Here is a 21,006-nt window from a genome sequence, read left to right as displayed (position 1 = left end):
CTCATCCGGAGCCGCTCGCCCCCGTGCTCACCGCCGGCCCGCTCGACCGGGCCGGCACCGCGAACACCCCCAAGTACCCGAAAGAGAAGGAGGCGCAACCCCAGTGCACCGGATCGTGAACGTGGTCGGTGTCGGCGGTTCGAGCCGGCCCGGATCAACCGCCGAGCAGGCCCTGAGGATGGTGCTGGACGCGGCGCAACACCGCGGCGCATCAGTGCAACTGATCAGCGGCCCCTCACTGGCCATGCCGCTGTACGACCCCCGGCACGGCGCCACCGCACCGCAGGCCCGACGGCTCCTGTCCGCCATAGCCGGCGCCGACGGCCTCGTACTCGCCAGCCCCGCCTACCACGGCGGAATCTCCGGCCTGGTGAAGAACGCCCTGGACCACGTCGAGGAACTACGCGAGGACACACGGCCTTACTTCAGCGAACGGGCCGTCGGATGCGTGGCGGTCGCCCATGGCTGGCAGGGCGCCGTCACCACGCTGGCCGCGCTGCGCGACGTGACCCACGCGCTGCGCGGCTGGCCCACACCGCTGGGCGCCGCGATCAACACCTCAGCAGCACGCTTCTCACTCACCGGAGCCTGCAAGGACACTCACGTCCAAGGACAGCTGGAAGAAATAGCGGCGCAGGTCGTCGAGTTCGCCACGATGCGCGTCCTCGCCGCATCCAGCACGGAAAGCGCCCGGTGACCGTTGCCACCAGCACACCGCGTCTCCTGCGACTCCCACGCGGGACACGATGCCGGGCGGCGGCCCGGGAGGGGAGCGCGCGCGAAGCGGCGGACCCAGGGCCGCAAGGCCCGTACACGACGAGAAGAGCAGCTACGACGCCGTGGTCCTGATCGTCGTAGTGGCGCTCGGGCTGGCTGGGGTGGCGGTGCGCCGGCGGGACAAGCGCTGACCGGCGTCCTGGCCGAGCGCGAGGAGGTCACCGCAGCGTGAGCGACGGAGCCTATGCTGCGGGGATGATCAAGCCCATTGAACTCGTCATATTCGACTGCGACGGCGTGCTGGTCGACAGCGAGCGCATCGCCGCACGCGTACAAGTCGTCCTCGGAGCCGAGTTGGGTTGGCCGATGACCGAGGACCAGGTCGTGGACCGGTTCATCGGGCGCTCGCACGCCGCCATCCACGAGCAGGTCGCCGCTCGGCTCGGCACGGAAACGGCCGCGATCTGGTCGGAGAGGTTCGAGCACCTCCACCGCGAGGCCGTGGACGCAGGGCTTGCCCCGGTGGACGGTTTGCCGGAGGCACTCGACACGCTCACTCTGCCGACCTGCGTCGCCTCCAGCGGCTCCCACGACAAGATGCGGCACACCCTGGGCCGCACCGGGCTCTACGACCGCTTCGCAGGCCGCATCTACAGTGCCACCGAAGTCTCTCGCGGCAAGCCCGCCCCTGACCTGTTCCTGCACGCCGCTCAGCAGATGGGCGTCGATCCCGAAGCCTGCGTCGTCGTCGAGGACAGCCAGCCCGGCGTCCACGCTGCCCGCGCCGCCGGCATGCGGGTCTTCGGCTACGCCGGCGGACTCACTCCGGCCGAACGCCTCGAAGGCCGTGACACCACGGTCTTCCACGACATGCGCGAGCTGCCGACCCTCATCGCCGAGCGGCAGCCACCTCTCGACCAGGCGCTGCCCATCCACAAGATTTGACAGTTGCTCCACCAGACAAGAGCAAGAGCAAGCAGGATCATGCGCAGGGCTCGCCGTCGACCGGGCAAGGTTCCAGGGCGGGGGAGGGAAGGAGCCTTGTACTACGACTCCCAGGTCACCAGCTGTTCACCCAGGCATTCGTAGGCGTCCCCAACGGCGCACACGGCGCGGTTTGAACCACGACGCCTCTTTGGCCCGGCGAAGCGTACTGGATCTGGCTGTGCCTCGACGTCCAGGCGAAACCGAACCCCAGGGGTTCGCGACATTGAACCCAGACCTGGTACGAACTACCGCCGTACTGGGCGCCGTTGCAACTCCCCTCACCGGCTGTTGCCGTGATTGCGGCCCAGCAGTACGGCGATGGAGTCGCATGGGCAGGCGCTGTGATCACCACGCTGCTCGCAGCAGCGATGCCCGCCGCCAATGCGGCCAAGAGCCGTCGTCTCATGCTGTTGCCCCCCTCTGCTGTCGAACACATCCGATGGTGATGGTGCAGCAGGCATGGGCGCGCTCACCACCCATGGCCAAAGGCGGATGGCACCGTCCGAGTAGCTCGAGTGTTCAGGGGGATCTCGTCTGCTCCAACGGGCAGATGAGCCCAGCATTCACGTGCCGCTGGTGGGCCTGGAAGTCCTGTTTCCTGCGTATGGGTTATGCGCTTCGCGGGAGGCGCCGGTTGCGGTACTGGTGCGAGGCCGGGTGGACCGGCTGCATGGGGTGCTGCTAGGGCGTGCATGGAAAGTGCCTGATGAGCATGGCGGCGACCTTTGGTCCAGAATGATTGGATGGTCACGCTCGAGACTCCCCGTTTGATCCTGCGTCGCTGGCGCGAGGAAGACGTTGCGCCCATGGCTGCCGTCAATGCCGACCCCGAGGTCATGCGGTGGATCCGTGACGGCAGCGTCCGTGACGAACAGGAGACTCGCGGTGGGATCCAGGCTTGGGAGAGCGAGTGGGAGTCACAGGGCTTCGGCCTGTTCGCCGTGGAGATCCGGTCCACCGGCGAGCTGGCCGGGTTCACCGGCCTTTCGGTGCCCCACTTCTTGCCGGAGGTGCTGCCGGCAGTTGAAGTCGGCTGGCGGCTGGGACGCCCCTACTGGGGGCAGGGCTTGGCCACCGAGGCCGCTGCGGCCGCTGTACGGTTCGGGTTCGAGGAGCGAGGGCTGGAGCGGATCGTCAGCATCACTCAAGTGGGCAACGACGCCTCCGAACGCATCATGACCAAACTGGGCATGCATCCGGTCCGCGAAACCGTCAATCCCACCGGCGGCCGGCGGGTCCGGGTGTTCGAGTTGTCGTCGGACCAGTACGTCACAACCACTCGTTGACGGCGGTAATGAGGAGCGCAGCCTCGTAGCTGACCGCGGGTTGCCGTGCCTGGCGGCCACGGCTCGGTGTCTCTTGAGGCGATTGATGCCGCACTCGACCACGTGCCGGGCCGCACCTGCTTGGGTGGACCCGCCCGCCGGCCGCATCAACAGCGCTGCGCGTCAAGCAGCCGGGGCGTTCGTCCCAGGGCACCCGTGGATGGTGGAAGCCTCACAGGGGAGGGGGAGGGGGAGGGGGTGGGGGTGTGTCTGAGGTGCGCGGCCGGCCGATACCTGCGGCGGCGATGGCCGTTGAGTGAAGGTCACGTGGGGGAGTTGTCACGTCTCGTCAACGCGCGTAGCGAACCATGGGGTAACTGCGGTTTCCTCATGCACGCATCTCCAACCCCCCACAGCCTTTGGAGACTTCATGTGTCGCACCACCTTTGGTCCGCCCGTGATCGCGTTACTGGCGCACCGATGCCTAGGACTACTGCATGCACATCAAGTCCGTCCGGCAGCCGGCCGTCACCGGCCAGGAGCGATCTGAGACCCACGCGTCCGCCCCCTTCGGCCAACCGCGGTGACATGACGCAGGCGTCGGCCCTGGCACGCCGGACACCGACGCGAAAGAGCCGATGGTGCGCGGCGCTGGTGTCTCGGCGCCGTTGAACCGCCGGCGGAGCGCACGGTCCGGTGCCGTCGAGGCGGCACGTGTCGAGCAGGGCAGTGAAGGCCGGCTCACCCAGAGCCGACTGCTACCGGCTGCGCCGACGCGCGCGGCGACTTCGGTGTGCCGTTTTCCCTGGTAGGAGTGGTCGGCTGATTTTCGACCAACACCATCTGGCGGGGGATGACATGTACATGTCATTCGTGTCAGTCTCCGTTCACCCGCTGTTCCAGCACCACCCAATCCACAGCTGTCAAGGCCGGCCCCATACCGGCCCGGCAGTGATCCCCCCACAACAAGGAGCCTTTGTTCGTGAGCCTCCTCAATGTGCGTCATCAGCGCACCTCTCTGGCCATCGCGACCGCGATGGCGGCCGGAGTCCTGCTGCCCACCAGTCTGGCCACCAGTGCCTCCGCCCAGATCCCGGCCGAATCCGCGGCCGCGAACCCCCTCGGCGCAGCCCCGACCACCCTGTCGGCCGCCGCCCGCACCACCCTGATCCACAAGGCGCAGGCCGGCGTCGCCACCACGGCGCAGCGAATAGGCCTGGGCGCGAAAGAGAAGTTGGTCGTGAAGGACGTCGTCAAGGACGCCGACGGCACCGTGCACACCCGCTACGAGCGCACCTATGCGGGTCTGCCGGTACTCGGCGGCGACCTGGTCGTCCACTCGGCGAAGTCCGGCCGGACCGAGGGCGTCACCAGAGCGACCACGGCCGCCATCAAGGTGCCCTCGCTCAAGCCGCAGATCACCGCCGCCACGGCCGAGAAGCAGGCGGTGTCCGCCGCCGGGACCCTCGGCTCGGCCGAGGCCGCCGCGGACGGCGCCCGCAAGGTGATCTGGGCCGGCTCCGGCAAGCCCGTCCTCGCGTACGAGACGGTCGTCGGTGGCCTCCAGGAGGACGGCACGCCCAACCAGCTGCACGTCATCACCGACGCCACCACCGGCAAGAAGCTCTTCCAGTACCAGGGCGTCGAGACCGGCGTCGGCAACACCCAGTACAGCGGCAAGGTAGACCTGACCAGCGCTCAGTCCGGATCGTCGTACACCCTCACCGACGGCACGCGCGGCGGGCACAAGACCTACAACCTCGACCACGGCTCCGACGGCACCGGCACACTGTTCTCCCAGGACAGCGACACCTGGGGCGACGGAAAGGCCTCCAACGCGTCCACCGCCGCCGCGGACGCCGCCTACGGCGCCCAGGAGACCTGGGACTTCTACAAGAAGACCTTCAACCGCAGCGGCATCAAGAACGACGGCGTCGGAGCCTACTCCCGCGTCCACTACGGCAACGCCTACGTGAACGCGTTCTGGGACGACAGCTGCTTCTGCATGACATACGGCGACGGAACCAAGGACGCCGCCCCCCTCACCTCCCTGGACGTCGCGGGGCACGAGATGAGCCACGGCGTCACCTCCAACACCGCGGGCCTCGAGTACTCCGGCGAGTCCGGCGGCCTGAACGAGGCGACCTCCGACATCTTCGGCACCGGCGTGGAGTTCTACGCCAACAACTCCTCCGACGCCGGTGACTACCTCATCGGTGAGAAGATCGACATCAACGGCGACGGCACCCCGCTGCGCTACATGGACAAGCCCAGCAAGGACGGCGGCTCCGCCGACTACTGGTCCGCGGACGTCGGCAACAAGGACGTGCACTACTCCTCCGGCGTCGCCAACCACTTCTTCTATCTCCTCGCCGAGGGCAGTGGCCCGAAGAAGATCAACGACGTCAGCTACGACTCGCCCACCCAGGACGGCTCCAAGGTCACCGGTATCGGCCGCGACAAGGCCCTGCAGATCTGGTACAAGGCGCTGACCACGTACTTCACCTCCAAGACCGACTACAAGGCAGCCCGCGAAGGCACCCTGAAGGCGGCAGCGGACCTGTACGGCGCGGACAGCACCGAAGCCAAGACGGTCGCCGCGGCCTGGACGGCGGTCAACGTCAGCTGAACAACGCACCGCACCGAGGGCGGCACCAGGGACTCAATCCCCTGCTGCCGCCCTTGGCGCACGCCCCGCCACCGCACACCCTCTTTCGTATCGGTACAACCCGCTTCGCCGCCCGGCCTCTGCCACAACGTCGGCCAGAGCCGGTGCGCACAACCGCGCCGGAACCTGTCGGCCCCCCCACACCGGGACCACCGGCCCCGCCGCTGGACGCCGGCCCGCAGGCTGGCCTTCGCGTGAGAACTCGCGTGCGTGTCGACTGAGCGACGACACTGTCAGTTCCCTGCTCTAGGGTCGCCGGCATGGCTGAGCCCTCCTTCCTGACCGCCGTCCGCGAGTCGTACGACACGGTTGCCGCCGATTACCTCCAACGCGTCCCGCCTCCGGCCGAGATGGACCCGCTGTCACGTGCGATGCTGGCGGGGTTCGCCGAACTCGTGCGGACGGCCGCTCTGGGGCCGGTCGCGGACCTGGGGTGCGGCCCCGGCCGGGTGACGGCGCACCTGGCCGGGCTGGGGGTGTCCGCCTTCGGCGTCGATCTGTCGCCGAAGATGATCGGGCTGGCCCGGCGTGCCTATCCGAACCTGCGGTTCACCGAGGGCTCGATGACCGCGCTGGAGACGAGGGACGGCGAGCTCGGCGGCATTCTGGCCTGGTACTCCACCCACCACACGCCCCCGCAGTGGCTGCCGGATGTGTTCGCCGAGTTCCACCGCACACTCGCACCGGGCGGCTACCTGCTCTGGGGAGACTATGCCGGCGACGAGCGACTCCGGCCGACCCACGGCTATGGCCGTCCGGTGTCCTACGAGTCGTACCTCCTGCCCCTGGACCGCATGGTCGAGCTGCTGGACCGGGCTGGACTCGTCGTCACCGCGAGGCTGGAGCAGGAGCCCGGCGGACGAGTGAACAGACCGCACGCCTGCCTCCTGGCCCGCAAGCCCGAAAGGCCCTAATTGGGGGGCGTTCCCGGGAGAGTCCGCTTGAGCTGGACCGCTGACGATCACCGCCCGCCGATCGCGGACCGTGTGCGTGCTGCCTCGGCGCACGATCCGCTGCAGTGCGGATCGTGCCTTCCCGGAGCCGGGAGCGACCAGGAATTCGGTGGCTGCGCGGCGCTCGGCCTGCTGAACGGCATCCTCGGGAAGACACGCCTCGGCCCCGGCGCACGCACTCGATGGCGAGGGGCGGTACCTACAGCAGCTCGGCTATTCTCGTGCGCCCGGCGGCGGTAGCCGGCCAAGGCCCACCGGGTCGTGAGCCGCGGTCCGTTTCGACGTGACGTTGGGGTGGCTTGCCGGTCGTCCTCTCGTGGCCGGTCAGTCGGCGAGGGCTTCGGAGAGTGGCGTGGCAGTCGATGACGGTGTCGACGCCGACGATGCCGACGGTAAGCATCATGGAGGGGTCGTGCGGGCGTCCGGCATAGTACGAGCGGCGCCGGTATGTGGCCGATCCGACAGAAACGGCAAGGCGTGATCCGCAACTATGCGGGTAAGCGCTGAAAATTGTGAGCGGGAAACGAATGGCGGCCTTGATGGAACCAGACCCGGTGCCGGACAGCGGGGCGGCGCCGGACAAACGAGTCATACAGACCAGCATTGCCCTGGTCGGGGACGGCACGGACATCGCCCAGGCCCGCCACCTGGCAGCCGGCTTCCTCGCACGGGTCCAGGCCGACCACGGTCTGCCCGTCTCCCAGCGTGCCATGGACCTCACCCAGTTGGTGGTCAGCGAACTGGTCACCAACGCCCGCAAGTACGCCCCCGGCCCGGTGCTGCTGGACCTGCGCATCACTGGGGACACGGTCGAAGTGAGCGTGTGGGACTCCGACCCGGTTCTGCCGATCGCCCGAGCCGCGGACGCCGGCCGAGTCGGCCAGCACGGCCTGGAAATCGTCATGGCCGTCGCCCAGGGCTTCGAGGCGCAGCGCGAACCGGTCGGCAAACGCATCACCGCCCGCCTCGCCCTGGCCGACGACCCCGACGACACCAGCTTCGGGCGCCGGCCCTCGTGAAACGGCCGAGCGTCAGCGCCTCAGCCGGTGCGGCAGGCGTCGGCGTGCCGTGCCAGGGCAGCCCGCAGTTCCCCGAGGAGAACGTCAGGCAGCGCCGCTCCCTGCGCGTGTTTGAGGACCTGTTCCGCGACCACGGACAACTTCGTGTTGGTGCGCTGGGAGACCTCCCTCAGCACCGAGAACCCGTTGCACGGGCTGACGCGGCCCAGTACGAGCAGGACACCGATGGCCTGGTCGACCACAGCATGGGAAGCGAGCGCTCGCCGCAGGTGTCTGTTCTCCGCGCGCACCTGCTCCAGCTCTGCCGCCAGCTCATCGATCGAGGCAGGCGCCGATCGGGGCCCGGGATGCGGGGACGGGGTCATGGCATCACCACTACAGCAGGAAACGGAAGTTCCCCCCACGCCTGCCCCGCTTCTCAGTCTGCATCCGCGCGATCGCGGCACGTCACAACCCGGCGGGCCCCTCGGGCCCCGATTCGGCTGATTTTCGACGACCTGTGCGGCCGGCACGCCCGAGTGGTGTGCGGCGGTGCTTCGCGGATCGCAGGGGCTCCAGCAATGTCCGTGGACTTATGACGTGGCATTCATGAGCACCCCGCACTGCTGCTTCCTGTGATCGGAAGACATTGAGGGCGATGCCGGACGGCGTCGCCCTCCTTGACGTGTCTGCGTGAATCACGTTCCCGACGCAGCCCGTTCCTTCCTGAGGCAGTGACGCTCCGAGCGCATGCAGGCACGGTCTCTTCCCGTCACCGTTACCAGGAGTGCCTCGTGCCCGTGTCGCTCCCCCTGCCCTCGAACTGTCCCTCGACCTGCTGTGCTGCTCAACGTGCCGAACGCGCCGTCTGCCCCCCGCCCGGGCGCACTGCGCCGGTTCCTGTCCACCGGTACCTACGCGCCCATCCGCGAGGTCGGGGCTCACCTGGCGGGCGACGCCGTCTCTGAGCAGGCTACGGTCGTGGACGAGGGCCGTGGCCCGGGCTACTACCTGGCCGGCGTACTGCGCTCGGCAGTACGCCGCACCCATGACGAGGCTGGATGCACTGGATCGCATGCGCCCGGTGACCGAGAAGCAGCGGGCTCGTCCGGCGCCCTGCCAACCCAACCCCACCAGACGGGGAAGGCAGGGCGCGGCGAGGCGGGACACGAAAGGCGGCCTCCTGACCGAGGCCCCCTCCTGCCAGCCGGCGCCCGGTCACTCGCAGCCGCGCCGCCAGTTCCACCCGATGAAGGTGTGCTTCAGTTCTACGTCGAAGTGACAGGAGACGCCGGAGCCCGCATCGATCTGCACATAGGAGTGGTGTGTGTTGGCGTACACGGTGCCTGAGGGGTCGAAGATGCCTGCGTAGGTGAAGGAGGCGTGCGCCTCGGAATTCACGACGGCGCACTGGGTCGCGCAGTCGTCCTTCGTGGACGACGACAGCAGCGACCATCCCGCGTTCCAGGGCTCCCGGTTCCACTCCTGGCGGCCCTGGGTGACGGCATTGTCGACGCGGCCCGAGGCAGTGTCCCAGGTCGACGTGGTGTAGAGGCCGGTCATGCGGATGTTGCAGCAGTCGAACATCTCGTTCCACGTGCGCAGTTCACGGGCACCTGCGGCGGCGCCTGTACGCACGCCCCTGACCCCCGTCGCGGCCGAACCGGCGGGCACGTATCGGACCGGACCCAGCTCCGGCTTGCAGTCGTCACCGATGGTGACCTGCTGCTGAACTGCCATCCCCGCGGGCGGCGCGGGCAGCGAGCCGGACAGCTCGACGCTTCCACAGGACTTGGCAGTTTGCGCCTCACCGGTGCCCGGCGCGGTCTGGGCGGCCACCGCTGAACCGCCGAACACACCCACCAGTGCGATCGTGGCTGCGAGCACACTTACGATCCGCTTGCCCAATTTCCGTCTCCTGCCTACAGGTTGCCGGTGATGCGCTGGTCGGGAGGACCAATTCGTCGGACCAGGGTACCGACGGTTCGATCTGACGTCGGCGCCGACCAGGCGGGGGGCGGCCCGAAATTCATGCTGAACCGACGTGGCTGGCACCGTGGTTGGCGAACGGGGGCGCTGCTGATCACTGCCGTCATGGGCGCTCCGCTGCTGCGCCGAAGACATCCAGAGAGCTGCCGACACGCTCAAGCGCGTCACGGGCGAGATCCAGGTGCGGGCGAGCACGCACATGGTCGGTGTCATCGATGCCCAGGGCTGCCACGCCAGTCGGGCATCCCGGGGCGTCCTCCAGACGGAAGGCGGACAGTGACAGCCCCCACTCCCTACTCCCTCAGCTGCCGGGAGACATTGAGGCTGTTACGGCTGAGGCAGTGGTGTGGAGCGCACGATGCGAAATCCCACGTCGTCGATCCGGAAGGTCGGGTGGCTGCGCCGCCGCACCGACGCCCGGCAGCTCCAGTGCTCGTCGGCCCATCCACCACCACGGAGCACCCGGTAGGCCCCGTACACCTCGGCGTCGTAGACGTCCCAGCACCAGTCCCACACGTTGCCCAGCATGTCGTACAGACCCCATGCGTTGGGCTGTTTGCCGCCGACAGAGTGGCTCCGCCCACCGGAATTGCCCTGATACCAGGCGACCTCGTGGAGCTGTCCGTACCGCGGGCCAGTAGTGCCCGCACGGCAGGCGTGCTCCCATTCGGCCTCGGTCGGCAGCCGGTACCCGTCCGCGGAGGTGTCCCACTCGGCCGTCCCGGCGTCGACACACAGGCCATACGCGGGCATCAGCCCCTCCTGTTGGGACAAGGCGTTACAGAACTGGACCGCGTCCCACCACGAAACACCCTCAACCGGCAGCCGCTCACCCTGGGCGCTACTCGGCCGTCGGCCCGTGACTCGTGCGTACCAGGACTGCGTGACCGGGAACGCCGACATCTGAAACGGTGCGACCTCGACCAACCAACTGCTCTGCGTCCGCCGGTCCGACAGCGTCACCTGTCCCGACGGGACCACAACCATCTCGTTTTCTGCCCCCACGTCCACAACAGCTCACCCTACCGGCGTCTGCCGACGGCTCTACCGATCTTTCCCCTCGGCGGTGGAACCAGATCAACTTCGTACACTGTGGAGCCGCTTCTGGTCCGTGCGGTGGTGCACAAGGAAGTGCTTACAAGCGCCTCCGCTCGGCGTCGGGAGGGATGCGGTATTCCTCTGCCAGGCGCAGCGGCGGCGGGTGACGAAGGCGCGGTGGGCTTCGATGGTCTCTGCCGGATAGATCGCGTTGTAGCCCATCGTGGTGTTGATGTTGGTGTGGCCGGCGATGACATAGTCGTAGGCGGACAGGAGCGGGATGGCACCGTCCGCGGGTTTCGGATACGTCGGATGAGGTGGTGGGCAGGACGTCGGCCAGTTCTGGGCTGACGAGCACGACTCGCTCCAGGTCGGTCCTGGAGGAGGCGATTCGCAACAGCGGGACGATCTCGCCGGTGGTCGGCAGCCGGTACCGGATCATCGCGTGATGGCTGATCCAGCATCTCCTCGATGCGGGCGCCGGTGTGGCGGAGGAAACCACCGCGGTCCAGGCCCAGAACGCGCGATGTTCGGCCTGGTCGAAATGGCGAAGAGTGCCCTGCTCGTCCCTCGCGTCGGCGGTCGTCGCGTTTTCGGTACGAACGAAGACCGCGTAGCCGATCGTGAAGGCGGCACCGGGTGGAACGGGTGTGTGAGCTGGAGGACCGGGAGGTGTCCCAGGACGAGATCGGCAAGGGCCATGAGTTGACCAAGACCCAGGTCCTCCCGATCACCGCCGAGGGCCTGAGCAATCCGGACTCTTCGTCGCCCAGCGGTCGCCGGTGTGGACGGCCTCGACGTTGGTCCGGTTGCGGCCGTACTGGATCAACCCTGCAGGCGTCGGCGGACGGCGCTCCACCGAACCTTGATCGCGTGCCATCGAAGGCCAATGGACACAATCGCTGGTCACAGGGGATCTGGGGCCGCACGGATCTCGGGCTCGGCGGCCGGCCCGTCACCCCGGGGAGGTCGCCCTCCGGCGCCGCGTCCTCCTTGCCCAGCTTCTGACCAGGCGTGATCAAACCTCGATGGCAAACACGCGGCCGTCAAAGTCCGACGGCACATGATCAAGGTTCGTTGACGCAGACGGTGGTGTGACCGGCATCCAGCGTTAACCGCCGAGGACTGTGGCTGCCCCGCACCGCAACCGCTCCAGGCACCCGGCCCCCGAACGGCCTGCAACGGTCTTCGTCACGGCTTTGTCAAGCCACGAGATCCCGGGCCATGACCCATCCCCCCACCCATGGCGAAATGGAATCACCACACGGCACAGAGAGCGGATGCCCGCCGCCTCACCCCAGCATCCCCCCACTTTCAAGGACTCCACTTATGATCATCTTCGGCACCAGCGCATACCTGTACCAGCTCGCGATACTCATGCTGACGTGTCCAAACTGCGGCAACCCCGCCGCGCATACGGTCACGAAGTACGTCACCAGGTTCACGCTGTTCTTCGTCCCGCTGTTCCCCATATCGACGAAATTTGCAATTCAGTGCACCTTCTGCGGCATGGAGCAGGAGGTGGCCAAGGAGTGGGCCGAGCAGTGGCAGACGCAAGCCGCAGGCGCTCCCGGTGGTGAGGCGTACGGGCCGGCACAGCAGGCGTACCAGCACCCTCGAGCCTGATAGGGGCCGACGCTTCCACCAGCCCGCTCCGGCGGCTCCGACACGGTAGGTGCCTGCCAGGTGACCGCTTCCGAGCCGCCCCTGAGCTGCCCAAAGGGCTGCCCCGAAGATCTTTTTCGGGACAGCCCTTACGAGCTCGTGCACGGTAGGCGGTGAGGCGTCGATGACCTCAGCGGGGCTTGGTGATCACAAATGCCGTGTAGGGATCAGGTCCGCGGTCTGCTGATGGGACAGGAGGGCTGCGATGGCTTGGGCGGTGTCGCTCATGTGCTCGCGGCGGCCGAGGTGGGGGGCGAGTGCCCGCCAGTTCTTGAGATGGGCGATGCGGGAACGCCGGCTGGTAGCACACACCAGCCGCGTCACGAACATCGCCCGCAGCCTGGCGCCCGGCAGCATGCCCGCGTACATCGGCTGGCACATCGAGGAGGGGCCCCGCGGCCTGCAGGGCGCCGTCACCTGCAACCACCCGGCGACGCGGTATGTCCTCGAGGGCACCCGCCCGCAGATCATCCGGCCCCGTCGCGCGAAGGCACTCCGCTTTGAGGTTGATGGCGGGATGGTGTACTCGTCAATTGTCCATCATCCGGGGACGCGAGCGAATAACTTCCTGGGAAATGCCCTGCGGCTGGGGCGTTGAGGTCTGCTTGCGCAGCTGCGAGAAACGCCTGTCGACTCTCCTGCAGTTCGCGGCGCTGGGCACGGTTGTTAGGCAAGCCGTGCCTGTTAGCGCTCAGGATGACCCTTTGATGTCGCTCGGAAAGTCCAGGTACGCGACACAGAACCGCGCGTGCCCGGTTGTGTGCACGCTCAACGTCTCGGTAGTGCCCCACCTCGTCTATGGCGTTTCCGGCCGTCGCCAGGGCGCCGAGAGCGGCATGGACCTCATCGAAATGAATGCGGTTCTCTTCTTCGATCGCACTCAGGGTGTTTATTGCTCGCTCTGTAGCCGCCAACCGCCAATAGCCTCTTGCATAATGCCGGATGGCGTGGAGGAGTCGCGTTGCGGTGTCCTGCAAGTTCGCAGATTCCAGACACACGATGTGGTACGCGGTTTCGGCTTGGTCGACGATCTGGCGAAGCGCCTTTTCGGCATTTCGAATCTCCTCTTCCGTGACCTCCGGGTCTTCTGGCAGCTCGACGTGCTGCAGTTCCGAGCTGATGGTCAGGAACCGGACGAAGGCGTCTCGCCGTACGCCGCGACGCCACTGATCCTGGTTCGCGGAGGCGGTAGCTCGGACGGTGTCCATGGCTGCCCGGTACGACGCGTCCGCTTGAACGAGCGCGGCATGCCAGGTCGCCTCTGCAGTGCGCAGGCCCGCCTTGAGTTGCATGCGGCCGACGGCGATCGCGGCGGGTATGCCCACAAGGGCCACCGCCGCGGCTGATATTGCTCCGATGCCTGCAAGATCCACGGGTTCATCGTGGCGTAGAGCAGACGGCCGTACGTGGCTTTTCGCGAAGCCTTACGAGCTCGTGCACGGTAGGCGGTGAGGCGTCGATGACCTCAGCGGGGCTTGGTGATCACAAGTGCCGTGTAGGGATCAGGTCCGCGGTCTGCTGATGGGACAGGAGGGCTGCCATGGCTTGGGCGGTGTCACTCATGTGCTCGCGGCGGCCGAGGTGGGGGGCGAGTGCCCGCCAGTTCTTGAGATGGGTGATGCCGTGCTCGACCCGGATACGCCATGAGAAATGTGCTTTCCGCTGCCGCTCGTACATCTCCTCGTACCAGTCCGAAGTGGTCTTCTTGAACTTGCGATGCGGTGGTGTCATCACCCGGCCGCCACTCTGCGCACCCAGGCCCTGGTAGCCGACATCCGTGAGAATCTCCACGGCGGCCCCTCAGCCAGGAGTCTGACCAGCCGTGACTGGCGGGTATGGGTGAGGTCCGCGCAGCTTCCGGGCTTGGTCGGGCTGTAGAAGAGTACGCGGCCGTCCCCGTCCGTGACGACCATGGTCTTGACCGCGTGCTGCTTGTTCTTGCCGGAGATGTACCTGTCCCGGTCCTTGCGTCCGGCTGCCAGCCGGTCGGACCCGGATCTCGGTGCCGTCGATGATGCTGGTCTTCCCGTCGGTACCGAGGTGGTCGATGATTTCGGCCAGGGTCGGCACCCGCACACCCGGGCTGACGGTGCACCCTCGCTCGGCGAGCAGTGGCCGCACCTCTCCGATGGCCCGAGTGATGGTGGAGCGGTCGACGCCGAACCAGCAGGCGAGCACGTCGTGCGTGGTGGCATGCCGGAGGTGTACGAGCGTGGCCAGGAGCCGGTCGACGAACACCAACCGGTGCTTCGCACCCGCGCCCACCGCACGCTTCCGCGGCCGGGACGCTAGCTTGGCCTGGTGCTGTGCGTGCCACAACGGGCCTACCTCGGCAACGAGTTCAGCGATCACGTCGGCCGACAGACCCGTGATCCTCCGGTCGCTGACGATCGCTTCATGAGACCGGTTCCCCACCACACCACCGTGACAGACGATCAGGAGTTCGACGCCTCACCGCCTACCGTGCACGAGCTCGCTACGAGCTGCCGCACAGTTGGTGGTGCGACGTCGGGGACCGCTGTGTTGCTCGATGGGGCGCGTCGGTCCGAGCCGTGCGCCGGCGGCCTGGGGGAGCAGCAGCCGCGGATGCTGCTCGATCGCCGCGACGCCGGGGCCACTCGCCGCCGAGGCCGCGTCTGGACTTACGCAGCCGCGGCCGTGTGGCCACGAATCCGTCACTCTGGGCCGCCGTCCACGCCCGCTGCCGCTCCGTCTCCACCAGCCTCCCGCAGGGCTGGTGGACTCGCCCCGTTTCCCGTGTCGTCCAGGACGTTGCTGCGCTGGGGCTTGCCTTCACCGCGCCGGAGACGCTTACCAGGTCGACCAGGGCACCGCGGCCGACGCACCTGGTCCCACTCGCGGAGGCCTGGGATTCGGGTGCCTCGGCCTGGTGGGCGCAGGAGCGGGAGGCCTACACCGCCGACCGGGTTGAGGATGGAGTGCGTCAAGGGCGGTGCTCAATCGACGCTCGTCGGACTGGCCACCGGCGTGACGGAGACAGGTGTGGGAACTGTGGCCGCATTCGGCGAGGGGTGCGCATAGAACGTGGCGGAGGAGGCAGTCGGTGACTGCGTCGACCAGAACGCGGGGCAGGCGTTGAAGTGGCTGGGCGACGCGAAAGACGTGAGAGATCTCGCCAAGGCCGGCTGGAAGGCTCTTTGGCAGGTGGACATCCGGGCGGCTTGCCGAGCTGTCCCCGGACGTGACCGTAGGAGGCTTGATGATCAGCATGGACTCTGTGCAAATGGCTCGCGGCGCGCTGGCGGCAGCCCTTCCGGCATGGCTCCTTGTGGTGGTCGTCGTGTTGCTTCTAGGGGTGGTAGTCGTCCGCTTCCGTAGAAAATGAACGAAACGGTCGAGTTCACGGGAGCGGCCCCGGTCGAGGCAGCGGCCCCAGGGACGGGAAGCCGCCGCCACTGCTCTCGCTTCATTCCGGCAGATGAAGAACCCGACGAAGCGGTTGCCGGTGACGGGCGTAAACCGTCCTCATTTGCGGTCACGCAGGAAGGCTGGAATTCGGTCGCGGGTCGGGTAGTTCGGCAGGGGGGCTGGCTTGGCCTGGAGGAACGCAGTGATGACGTCGGCGGCTCGGTCGTTGTTGTCGTCCAGACCGTTCCACATGTGGTGTCCGACTCCGGGCATGTACTGCGTGCGCTGGATGGCAGGGTCATTGGCAAGGACCGTGGTCTCCCATTGACGGACCTGGGAGGAGCACTCGGCGATCATCAGCATCGCGGGAGTCCGGGACTTCCTCAGTTGTGAGGCGATGGAGGGTGAGTCCTTGACCGTCTGCTGGATGCGAAGGCTGGCGGCGGGGCTGAAGGAGAAGTTCTGGGGGGTGTCCTCGGCGGGGATGCGGTGCGCGTCGCGCGCGCAGTAGGCGGAGGCGGTGTCGCTGCCGAGGTCTGCGGCGGTGAAGGCGTTGTCGCCTTCGGCCTGTCCGATCAGTCCGGTGTCGGGGGTGAGGAGTCCGAGTCGCATGAGGCCGAAGGCCACGGCGTATCGCGGGACGTGCGTCGACCGCGGTCCGGTCATGGCCGGCGCGAGGCCACGCGCTGATTTTCGGCCCGTGTGCCCGGTGATGTGCGCCGTGTGGGCGTCCGTGGGGCCGGGCTCAGCGATGATCGCCCGGTGCAAGCGTGCGGCGACGCCAGGGTCGGCCAGGGCTCGGGTGAGCACGACGCCGCCTGAGGAGAATCCCAGAATGTCTACCTTTCCCTTGTTCAGGCGGTCGACGAAGGCGGCGAGGTCGCGGACCGACCTGGAGATCGTGTACTGGCCCATGGGGAGCAGGTCGCTTCGTCCACCCCCGGCCTGTTCATAGCTGTAGACGTCGTAGCCCCGCCTCGCCAGGAGTTGCAGGAACCGGTGGTCGAGCACCGAGATGCCGCGGACCGGTCCACCGTTGAGGTACACGAGCGGGATGGGATGCCGGGAGCCAGGGTTCGCGGGCGGGTAGTGGTACACCGCGACCCGGCTGCCGGTGGCCAGGCTCCAGTGCTGCGTGGCCACGAAGGGCAGGGCGGGCGGGTATCGCCGGGCCGTCGGGACGGTCGGGATGCAGACCGCCGCTGTCAACGCTGCCGCGACGACCACCGGTAGGAACGGTACGAGCCGGGCCGGCCAAGTGCGGCGCCGTCCTCGCCACATCGCGAGGACGGCCCCGACTCCGAGGGTCGTCAACCATGCGGCGAACCCCGAGCCTGCCCCGTCCGTGAGGGTGATCAGTGCGAGAAAGACGGCGGCCAGCGCCGCGACGGCGGCCAGGGCCAGCAGTAAGCGCCCGGCGAAGCGGACGACACGTATGACGGACGTGGGCATGGCGGACCCCCAGTTTCAGAACGCTGTTTCAAAACGACGTTACCAGAGAAGGTAGGGTGCTGACCGTGGGTAGGCCCAGAACAAACGACGAGGCCGTCAGAGAGCGTCTTGTGGAGTGCGCCACCGAGATGCTCGCCACCGGTCCGCGGGAGTCGGTCACGGTCCGCGCCGTCGCGGCTGCGGCCCAGGCGTCGACGACAGCGGTGTACTCCCTGTTCGGCGGCAAAGACGGGCTGATCGGCGCGGTGCGTGACAGAGCCGTCGCCGGCCTGTTCCAGGACCTGTCAGCGGTGCAGACATCCGCTGACCCTCTCGCCGACCTCTACGCGCTGGCCGTCGCGTACCGTCGCTGGGGGCACGGGCACAGTCACCTGTACACGGTGCTGTTCGGGGGTGTGCAGTCCTTCGACCCGTCGGGGGAGGCCGGTGCCAGTGACCCGATCCGTCCGCTCCTCGCGGCGATCGATCGCGCGGTGACGGCGTCCGTCCTCGCTGGCGAAGCGAAGTCGATCGCCCTGTCGATTTGGGCCACCCTGCACGGGCTCGTGACTCTTGAACTGGCCGGTGCGCTCGACGCCGCGACGGCCGAGGCCGCATTCCGCTCGTCCATCCGCGCCACGTTGCGCGGATGGATGACCCCCACCGTGTTCCGCAGCCTTCGCCAAGCCGAACTCGCTCCTTGACACGACCAGGGCCGGTATCCGGCCCCTCTTGGTCCCTGCTGGGCGGGAGTGCGGGGATTGCCAGGTCAACCAGCTGCGGTCGGCCATCGGTTGGGGCCCGCTCAGAGGTCCCGGCAAAGGCGTTGGACGTGTCGGCGGGTGATGAGGCTGGTGGCGAGGCCGAGGAAGGCCTCGTGGATGTCGTCTTCTTCGCTCCCGTCTGATGCGTAGTCGGCAGAAGCCGTGAAGCCAGGTGATGGTGCGCTCGACGGCCCAGCGGTGGACGCCGAGACCGGATCCGTGCGGGACACCGCGGCGTGCGGCCGCTGTTCTTCGGCCGGGGTCTTGATCCGCGGGTTTGTCAGGTGTCTGCGGGGATGGGCTCGCCTGCGGAGCAGCCTGAAAGCGCGTCGATTCCTTTGAGTTGACGCCCGCCCGTCAGTCCGCGTGCCATGCCCGCGGACCCGCCCGTTCGCGCGGCACCGAAGACGGGGGGTGCCGTGAAGCGTCGGTGGATGGCAATAGATCATCAAACACATGTCTTACACATCTCGACGAAGACTCCTCACCGCCTTCGCGGCCTCTGCCGCCGCTGCCCCGCTCACCGGCCTGGCCGCCGCCCCGGCTCGCGCCTCCACAGCGGCAGACGTGCCGGCCTTCCAGGGGCCCGGAGGCCTGCCCTCGGCCCATTCGTGGGTGACCATGGCGCCGCTGGGCGTCTCGCACTTCACCCCGGTGGCCCTCACCACCCCACTCACCACCACTGTGCTCTCCGGCACCCCGGCCCGCACCGAGGTCACCTCCGGCGGCAAGCGCGTCGCGCTGCTGACGCACGGCGCGCGAACCGTCGTACTGCCCGGCCCGCAGCGGACGTTCGTGGAGAACAAGCGGCCCTTCGTGGACGACTTCCAGCGGACACTGCCCGACCTCGCGCTGGATCCGGAGGACCGGGTGTACTGGGGCACCTCGCCGGGCGGTGGCAGGTGGGTCACGTCCGAAACCTTCAAGACCGGTTTCTCGGTGGTGCCGGGCACCGGAATCATTGACCTGACGACCGCCGGGTACAGCCGACACGCCAGCCTGCTCGACGACGAGATCACCGATGTCGACGTGCGCTGCACGGCCAGGTTTGACAAGGTCCCGACGGGTCAGGCCTGTTCGTTCGCGCTGACCTTCGGATACGTCAGCACCCAGAACCAGTACAGGGCGCGGCTGTCCTTCCTCACCTCCCGGGTGGTCGAGATGCGGTTGGAGAAGGAGACCGACAACGACGTAACGTCGCTGGGAACGGCGGCCGCACTGGCCACGGGTGTGCCGGCGGGGACCGACTGGACGATCAGGGTGCGGCGGGAGGGCTCCCGTATCCAGGCGAAGGCCTGGCAGTCCGCGTCGGCGGAACCGTCTGCGTGGGCCTTCGACGTCACCGACTCCACGCCCACCTTGACCAAGGGCCGGGTGGGCCTGCGCGCCTTGGCCAACGAGGGCTGCGCCAACCTGCCGGTCCGACTGTCCGTGAGCCGTTTCGAGGTGAGCGCCGCGAACTGGGCGGTCCTGCCGACCGTTACCCACGGCGACTGGGTGCGCCTCCTGCCCGAGCCGTTCGACGGCACCTGGACGGCCGAGCTGGAGCAGACGATCCGCGGCTGGGCCGGATCCACCGTCCCGGACGTCCTCGCGTACGCTGCGATGTTCCTCGGTGGTGCTCCAGCGGTCACGGCCGGCGCCGGACCGGCCCAGGGCAAGCAAGTGCTGGGCGAGGCCGGGTACGGCTATCTCGACGCGCAGGGCTACCGGCTCGAGGGCGCCGATTTCCACGAGTACATGAAGGTGGGCTGGACCTTCCCGGACGGCACGTACAAGGGGCCGTCCAGCAAGCAGGTCGGCAACCTCGACTGCTCGGGCTACGCGCGCATGGTCTACGGCTACCACCTGGGCGTTCCCCTGGCCGCCGATGAGGACACCTCGGGCACCCGGATCCCGCGCAGGTCGCGGCACATAGCCGACTACGCGCCGGGCGTGGTGGTCGACCGCGCCACCGGCACCACCGCGCCCGCCGCGGCCCTGCTCCAGCCCGGCGACCTGGTGCTGTTCAACGCCGACTCCAGTGACGACCGGGTCAGCCTGACCGTCGACCACGTCGGCATCTACCTGGGTCTCGACGACGGCAAGCGCCGCTTCCTCTCCAGCCGCAAGACGGTCAACGGGCCCACCATGTCCGACCTTGGCGGCGCGTCCCTGCTCGACGGGTCGGGGACGTACGCCAGGACACTGCACACCGTGCGCCGTATCTGAGCCGGGTCAGGGGCCACTCGGCCGACGTCCCACGGCAACCGGTGGGTGCGGATCCCGAAGTACGACAACGACTGCACCCGCCGGACTCCCCCGACGGCAATCGTCCCGGGGCGGCATTCTCGGCCATCCCCTCACTCCGACAGCCCTACAACCGGGGCGTGCGCGGGCATCTGCGCTGTGAGCGGTGTCTGTGGTCAGCCGAAATAGCCCGCAGGGGCAGCCAGGACGTAGTGGACATACAGCGGCATGCCGTCTGCGTCATCCAGCGGAACGTCGCGGCTGGTGTCGCGGGAGAGGAGCAGAGACAGTTCCGGGAAGATCGTGACCTCGGGTTCAGGGGGAGTCACTGCCGTGGCCCATCTCTTCGATGCGGGCGGTGAGTTCCCGTGCCGGGGTGCGGAAGAGGTCCAGGTTCCCGAAGGTGACGTGGACGTCCGCGTCGTCGCGCTCGAAACGCCACACTTCGACGGCGGTGACGTGAGTGCCGTTGTCTACCAGGACAGTGATTTCGAAATCGGGCAGCGCCAGGGTGGCCTTGAACGCGCTGTTCCCCGGCGCCGGCGCGGCAACCTGCAGGTCCCCGAGAGGTCGTAGCCGTTCGGCCACAGCGCTGAACTCCTCGCCGAACCGGATGTCCCCGACTCCCCGGGTCGGCTGTACTGCGAGATCCATGTGCTTGTCCTCCTACTTCAAGATGTCGTAGTAGATGGTCCAGCCGTTCTTGGCGAGGAGTTCCCGGAGCGCCCCAGCGATGCAGAGCGGTGCCGCTTGGGTTGCCCCGCAGTTGCCTGTCGTACTGCGGGTTTCGCCGCACCGGGACGTTCCAAGCGGCGCTGGCGTCTTCGGTCCATGTCTTGGCTTTGGCCGGGTGGGACTGGGCGGGGAGCGTGTCGGCGGACGTACGACCACAGGAATCCCTGCTGCGGCCGGCGTCCAGCCAGTGCGTGCAGG

Annotated in this window: 18 protein-coding genes and 3 pseudogenes; 10 read left to right on the top strand and 11 right to left on the bottom strand. The window is 67.9% G+C overall.

What is annotated here, in order from left to right; all coding sequences use genetic code 11:
• Nucleotides 1-103: 103 nt before the first annotated feature.
• The 6 genes from JK359_RS16625 (at nucleotide 104) to JK359_RS16600 (ending at nucleotide 7,609) form a co-directional block, all read left to right on the top strand.
• Entirely contained in the window at nucleotides 104-697 is a 594-nt protein-coding gene (locus JK359_RS16625) for an NADPH-dependent FMN reductase (protein ID WP_201836272.1), read from the top strand.
• Nucleotides 698-972: 275 nt separating this feature from the next.
• Nucleotides 973-1,662 carry an HAD family hydrolase gene (locus JK359_RS16620; RefSeq protein ID WP_201836645.1) on the top strand — a complete coding sequence of 230 codons (690 nt, stop codon included), beginning with the start codon at nucleotides 973-975 and terminating at the stop codon, nucleotides 1,660-1,662.
• A gap of 785 nt (nucleotides 1,663-2,447) precedes the next feature.
• On the top strand, nucleotides 2,448-2,990 hold the full coding sequence (locus tag JK359_RS16615) for a GNAT family N-acetyltransferase (protein WP_201836271.1): 543 nt from the start codon (nucleotides 2,448-2,450) through the stop codon (nucleotides 2,988-2,990).
• Between the two features lie 1,015 nt (nucleotides 2,991-4,005).
• On the top strand, nucleotides 4,006-5,598 hold the full coding sequence (locus tag JK359_RS16610; RefSeq protein WP_236678000.1) for a M4 family metallopeptidase: 1,593 nt from the start codon (nucleotides 4,006-4,008) through the stop codon (nucleotides 5,596-5,598).
• A 299-nt stretch (nucleotides 5,599-5,897) separates the two neighbouring features.
• Nucleotides 5,898-6,551, top strand: a complete 654-nt coding sequence (locus JK359_RS16605; RefSeq protein ID WP_201836269.1) for a class I SAM-dependent methyltransferase — start codon at nucleotides 5,898-5,900, stop codon at nucleotides 6,549-6,551.
• 578 nt (nucleotides 6,552-7,129) lie between these two features.
• On the top strand, nucleotides 7,130-7,609 hold the full coding sequence (locus JK359_RS16600) for an ATP-binding protein (protein WP_201836267.1): 480 nt from the start codon (nucleotides 7,130-7,132) through the stop codon (nucleotides 7,607-7,609).
• 20 nt (nucleotides 7,610-7,629) lie between these two features.
• Here the strand turns inward: JK359_RS16600 and JK359_RS16595 are convergent, their stop codons facing one another.
• The 3 genes from JK359_RS16595 to JK359_RS16585 form a co-directional block, all read right to left on the bottom strand.
• Complete coding sequence (locus tag JK359_RS16595; RefSeq protein WP_201836266.1) at nucleotides 7,630-7,974, bottom strand: ANTAR domain-containing protein; 345 nt, start codon at nucleotides 7,972-7,974, stop codon at nucleotides 7,630-7,632.
• 832 nt (nucleotides 7,975-8,806) lie between these two features.
• Nucleotides 8,807-9,496, bottom strand: a complete 690-nt coding sequence (locus tag JK359_RS16590; protein WP_201836265.1) for a hypothetical protein — start codon at nucleotides 9,494-9,496, stop codon at nucleotides 8,807-8,809.
• Nucleotides 9,497-9,904: 408 nt separating this feature from the next.
• Nucleotides 9,905-10,564 (bottom strand): formylglycine-generating enzyme family protein, encoded by a 660-nt coding sequence (locus tag JK359_RS16585; protein WP_236677999.1) that lies wholly within the window; start codon nucleotides 10,562-10,564, stop codon nucleotides 9,905-9,907.
• 1,380 nt (nucleotides 10,565-11,944) lie between these two features.
• Here JK359_RS16585 and JK359_RS16580 point away from each other — a divergent pair.
• The gene (locus tag JK359_RS16580; RefSeq protein ID WP_201836263.1) at nucleotides 11,945-12,241 is read left to right on the top strand and encodes a zinc ribbon domain-containing protein; all 297 of its coding nucleotides are present in this window, start codon (nucleotides 11,945-11,947) and stop codon (nucleotides 12,239-12,241) included.
• A gap of 186 nt (nucleotides 12,242-12,427) precedes the next feature.
• Here the strand turns inward: JK359_RS16580 and JK359_RS16575 are convergent, their stop codons facing one another.
• The 5 genes and pseudogenes from JK359_RS16575 to JK359_RS39100 form a co-directional block, all read right to left on the bottom strand.
• Nucleotides 12,428-12,661: a hypothetical protein gene (locus JK359_RS16575; RefSeq protein ID WP_236677960.1), complete on the bottom strand. Its 234-nt coding sequence runs from the start codon at nucleotides 12,659-12,661 to the stop codon at nucleotides 12,428-12,430.
• 86 nt (nucleotides 12,662-12,747) lie between these two features.
• Nucleotides 12,748-13,653, bottom strand: a complete 906-nt coding sequence (locus JK359_RS16570) for a hypothetical protein (RefSeq protein ID WP_201836262.1) — start codon at nucleotides 13,651-13,653, stop codon at nucleotides 12,748-12,750.
• A 109-nt stretch (nucleotides 13,654-13,762) separates the two neighbouring features.
• Complete coding sequence (locus JK359_RS39110; protein WP_307788128.1) at nucleotides 13,763-14,071, bottom strand: transposase; 309 nt, start codon at nucleotides 14,069-14,071, stop codon at nucleotides 13,763-13,765.
• Nucleotides 14,011-14,193, bottom strand: coding sequence for a transposase family protein (locus JK359_RS39105; RefSeq protein ID WP_236677958.1), 183 nt, complete (start codon nucleotides 14,191-14,193; stop codon nucleotides 14,011-14,013). The genes JK359_RS39110 and JK359_RS39105 overlap by 61 nt, the downstream gene beginning before the upstream one ends.
• A gap of 190 nt (nucleotides 14,194-14,383) precedes the next feature.
• Nucleotides 14,384-14,518 (bottom strand): annotated as a pseudogene (locus tag JK359_RS39100) (helix-turn-helix domain-containing protein); the annotation flags it as partial.
• A gap of 605 nt (nucleotides 14,519-15,123) precedes the next feature.
• Here JK359_RS39100 and JK359_RS39095 point away from each other — a divergent pair.
• Nucleotides 15,124-15,205: pseudogene (locus JK359_RS39095) on the top strand (HNH endonuclease); the annotation flags it as partial.
• A 561-nt stretch (nucleotides 15,206-15,766) separates the two neighbouring features.
• Here the strand turns inward: JK359_RS39095 and JK359_RS16560 are convergent.
• Nucleotides 15,767-17,101 (bottom strand): alpha/beta fold hydrolase, encoded by a 1,335-nt coding sequence (locus JK359_RS16560; RefSeq protein WP_201836261.1) that lies wholly within the window; start codon nucleotides 17,099-17,101, stop codon nucleotides 15,767-15,769.
• A 65-nt stretch (nucleotides 17,102-17,166) separates the two neighbouring features.
• On the opposite strand from JK359_RS16560, the gene JK359_RS16555 reads away from it, so the two are divergent.
• Entirely contained in the window at nucleotides 17,167-17,784 is a 618-nt protein-coding gene (locus JK359_RS16555; protein ID WP_201836644.1) for a TetR/AcrR family transcriptional regulator, read from the top strand.
• Nucleotides 17,785-17,885: 101 nt separating this feature from the next.
• On the opposite strand, the pseudogene JK359_RS16550 reads toward JK359_RS16555, so the two are convergent.
• Nucleotides 17,886-18,084 (bottom strand): annotated as a pseudogene (locus JK359_RS16550) (IS5/IS1182 family transposase); the annotation flags it as partial.
• A gap of 216 nt (nucleotides 18,085-18,300) precedes the next feature.
• Between JK359_RS16550 and JK359_RS16545 the strand changes: the two are divergent.
• Nucleotides 18,301-20,055 carry an NlpC/P60 family protein gene (locus JK359_RS16545; RefSeq protein WP_201836260.1) on the top strand — a complete coding sequence of 585 codons (1,755 nt, stop codon included), beginning with the start codon at nucleotides 18,301-18,303 and terminating at the stop codon, nucleotides 20,053-20,055.
• A gap of 333 nt (nucleotides 20,056-20,388) precedes the next feature.
• Here JK359_RS16545 and JK359_RS16540 read toward each other — a convergent pair whose 3' ends face one another.
• Nucleotides 20,389-20,727 carry a hypothetical protein gene (locus JK359_RS16540; RefSeq protein ID WP_201836258.1) on the bottom strand — a complete coding sequence of 113 codons (339 nt, stop codon included), beginning with the start codon at nucleotides 20,725-20,727 and terminating at the stop codon, nucleotides 20,389-20,391.
• Nucleotides 20,728-21,006 lie beyond the last annotated feature (279 nt).

This window comes from Streptomyces actinomycinicus (assembly GCF_016741775.1).
Classification (GTDB): domain Bacteria; phylum Actinomycetota; class Actinomycetes; order Streptomycetales; family Streptomycetaceae; genus Streptomyces; species Streptomyces actinomycinicus.
The sequence above is the reverse complement of the archived record's forward strand: the minus strand, read 5'-3'. Positions and strand labels throughout refer to the sequence as shown.

Excerpts from the sequence above, each read along its gene's own strand:
- JK359_RS16560 (WP_201836261.1), bottom strand. The coding sequence starts at position 17,101 with ATGCCCACGTCCGTCATACGTGTCGTCCGCTTCGCCGGGCGCTTACTG.
- JK359_RS16595 (WP_201836266.1), bottom strand. The coding sequence starts at position 7,974 with ATGACCCCGTCCCCGCATCCCGGGCCCCGATCGGCGCCTGCCTCGATC.
- JK359_RS39105 (WP_236677958.1), bottom strand. The coding sequence starts at position 14,193 with ATGGTCGTCACGGACGGGGACGGCCGCGTACTCTTCTACAGCCCGACC.
- JK359_RS16605 (WP_201836269.1), top strand. The coding sequence starts at position 5,898 with ATGGCTGAGCCCTCCTTCCTGACCGCCGTCCGCGAGTCGTACGACACG.
- JK359_RS16575 (WP_236677960.1), bottom strand. The coding sequence starts at position 12,661 with ATGTGCCAGCCGATGTACGCGGGCATGCTGCCGGGCGCCAGGCTGCGG.
- JK359_RS16545 (WP_201836260.1), top strand. The coding sequence starts at position 18,301 with ATGTCTTACACATCTCGACGAAGACTCCTCACCGCCTTCGCGGCCTCT.
- JK359_RS16615 (WP_201836271.1), top strand. The coding sequence starts at position 2,448 with ATGGTCACGCTCGAGACTCCCCGTTTGATCCTGCGTCGCTGGCGCGAG.
- JK359_RS16600 (WP_201836267.1), top strand. The coding sequence starts at position 7,130 with ATGGAACCAGACCCGGTGCCGGACAGCGGGGCGGCGCCGGACAAACGA.
- JK359_RS16610 (WP_236678000.1), top strand. The coding sequence starts at position 4,006 with ATGGCGGCCGGAGTCCTGCTGCCCACCAGTCTGGCCACCAGTGCCTCC.
- JK359_RS16620 (WP_201836645.1), top strand. The coding sequence starts at position 973 with ATGATCAAGCCCATTGAACTCGTCATATTCGACTGCGACGGCGTGCTG.
- JK359_RS16540 (WP_201836258.1), bottom strand. The coding sequence starts at position 20,727 with ATGGATCTCGCAGTACAGCCGACCCGGGGAGTCGGGGACATCCGGTTC.
- JK359_RS16580 (WP_201836263.1), top strand. The coding sequence starts at position 11,945 with ATGATCATCTTCGGCACCAGCGCATACCTGTACCAGCTCGCGATACTC.
- JK359_RS16585 (WP_236677999.1), bottom strand. The coding sequence starts at position 10,564 with ATGGTTGTGGTCCCGTCGGGACAGGTGACGCTGTCGGACCGGCGGACG.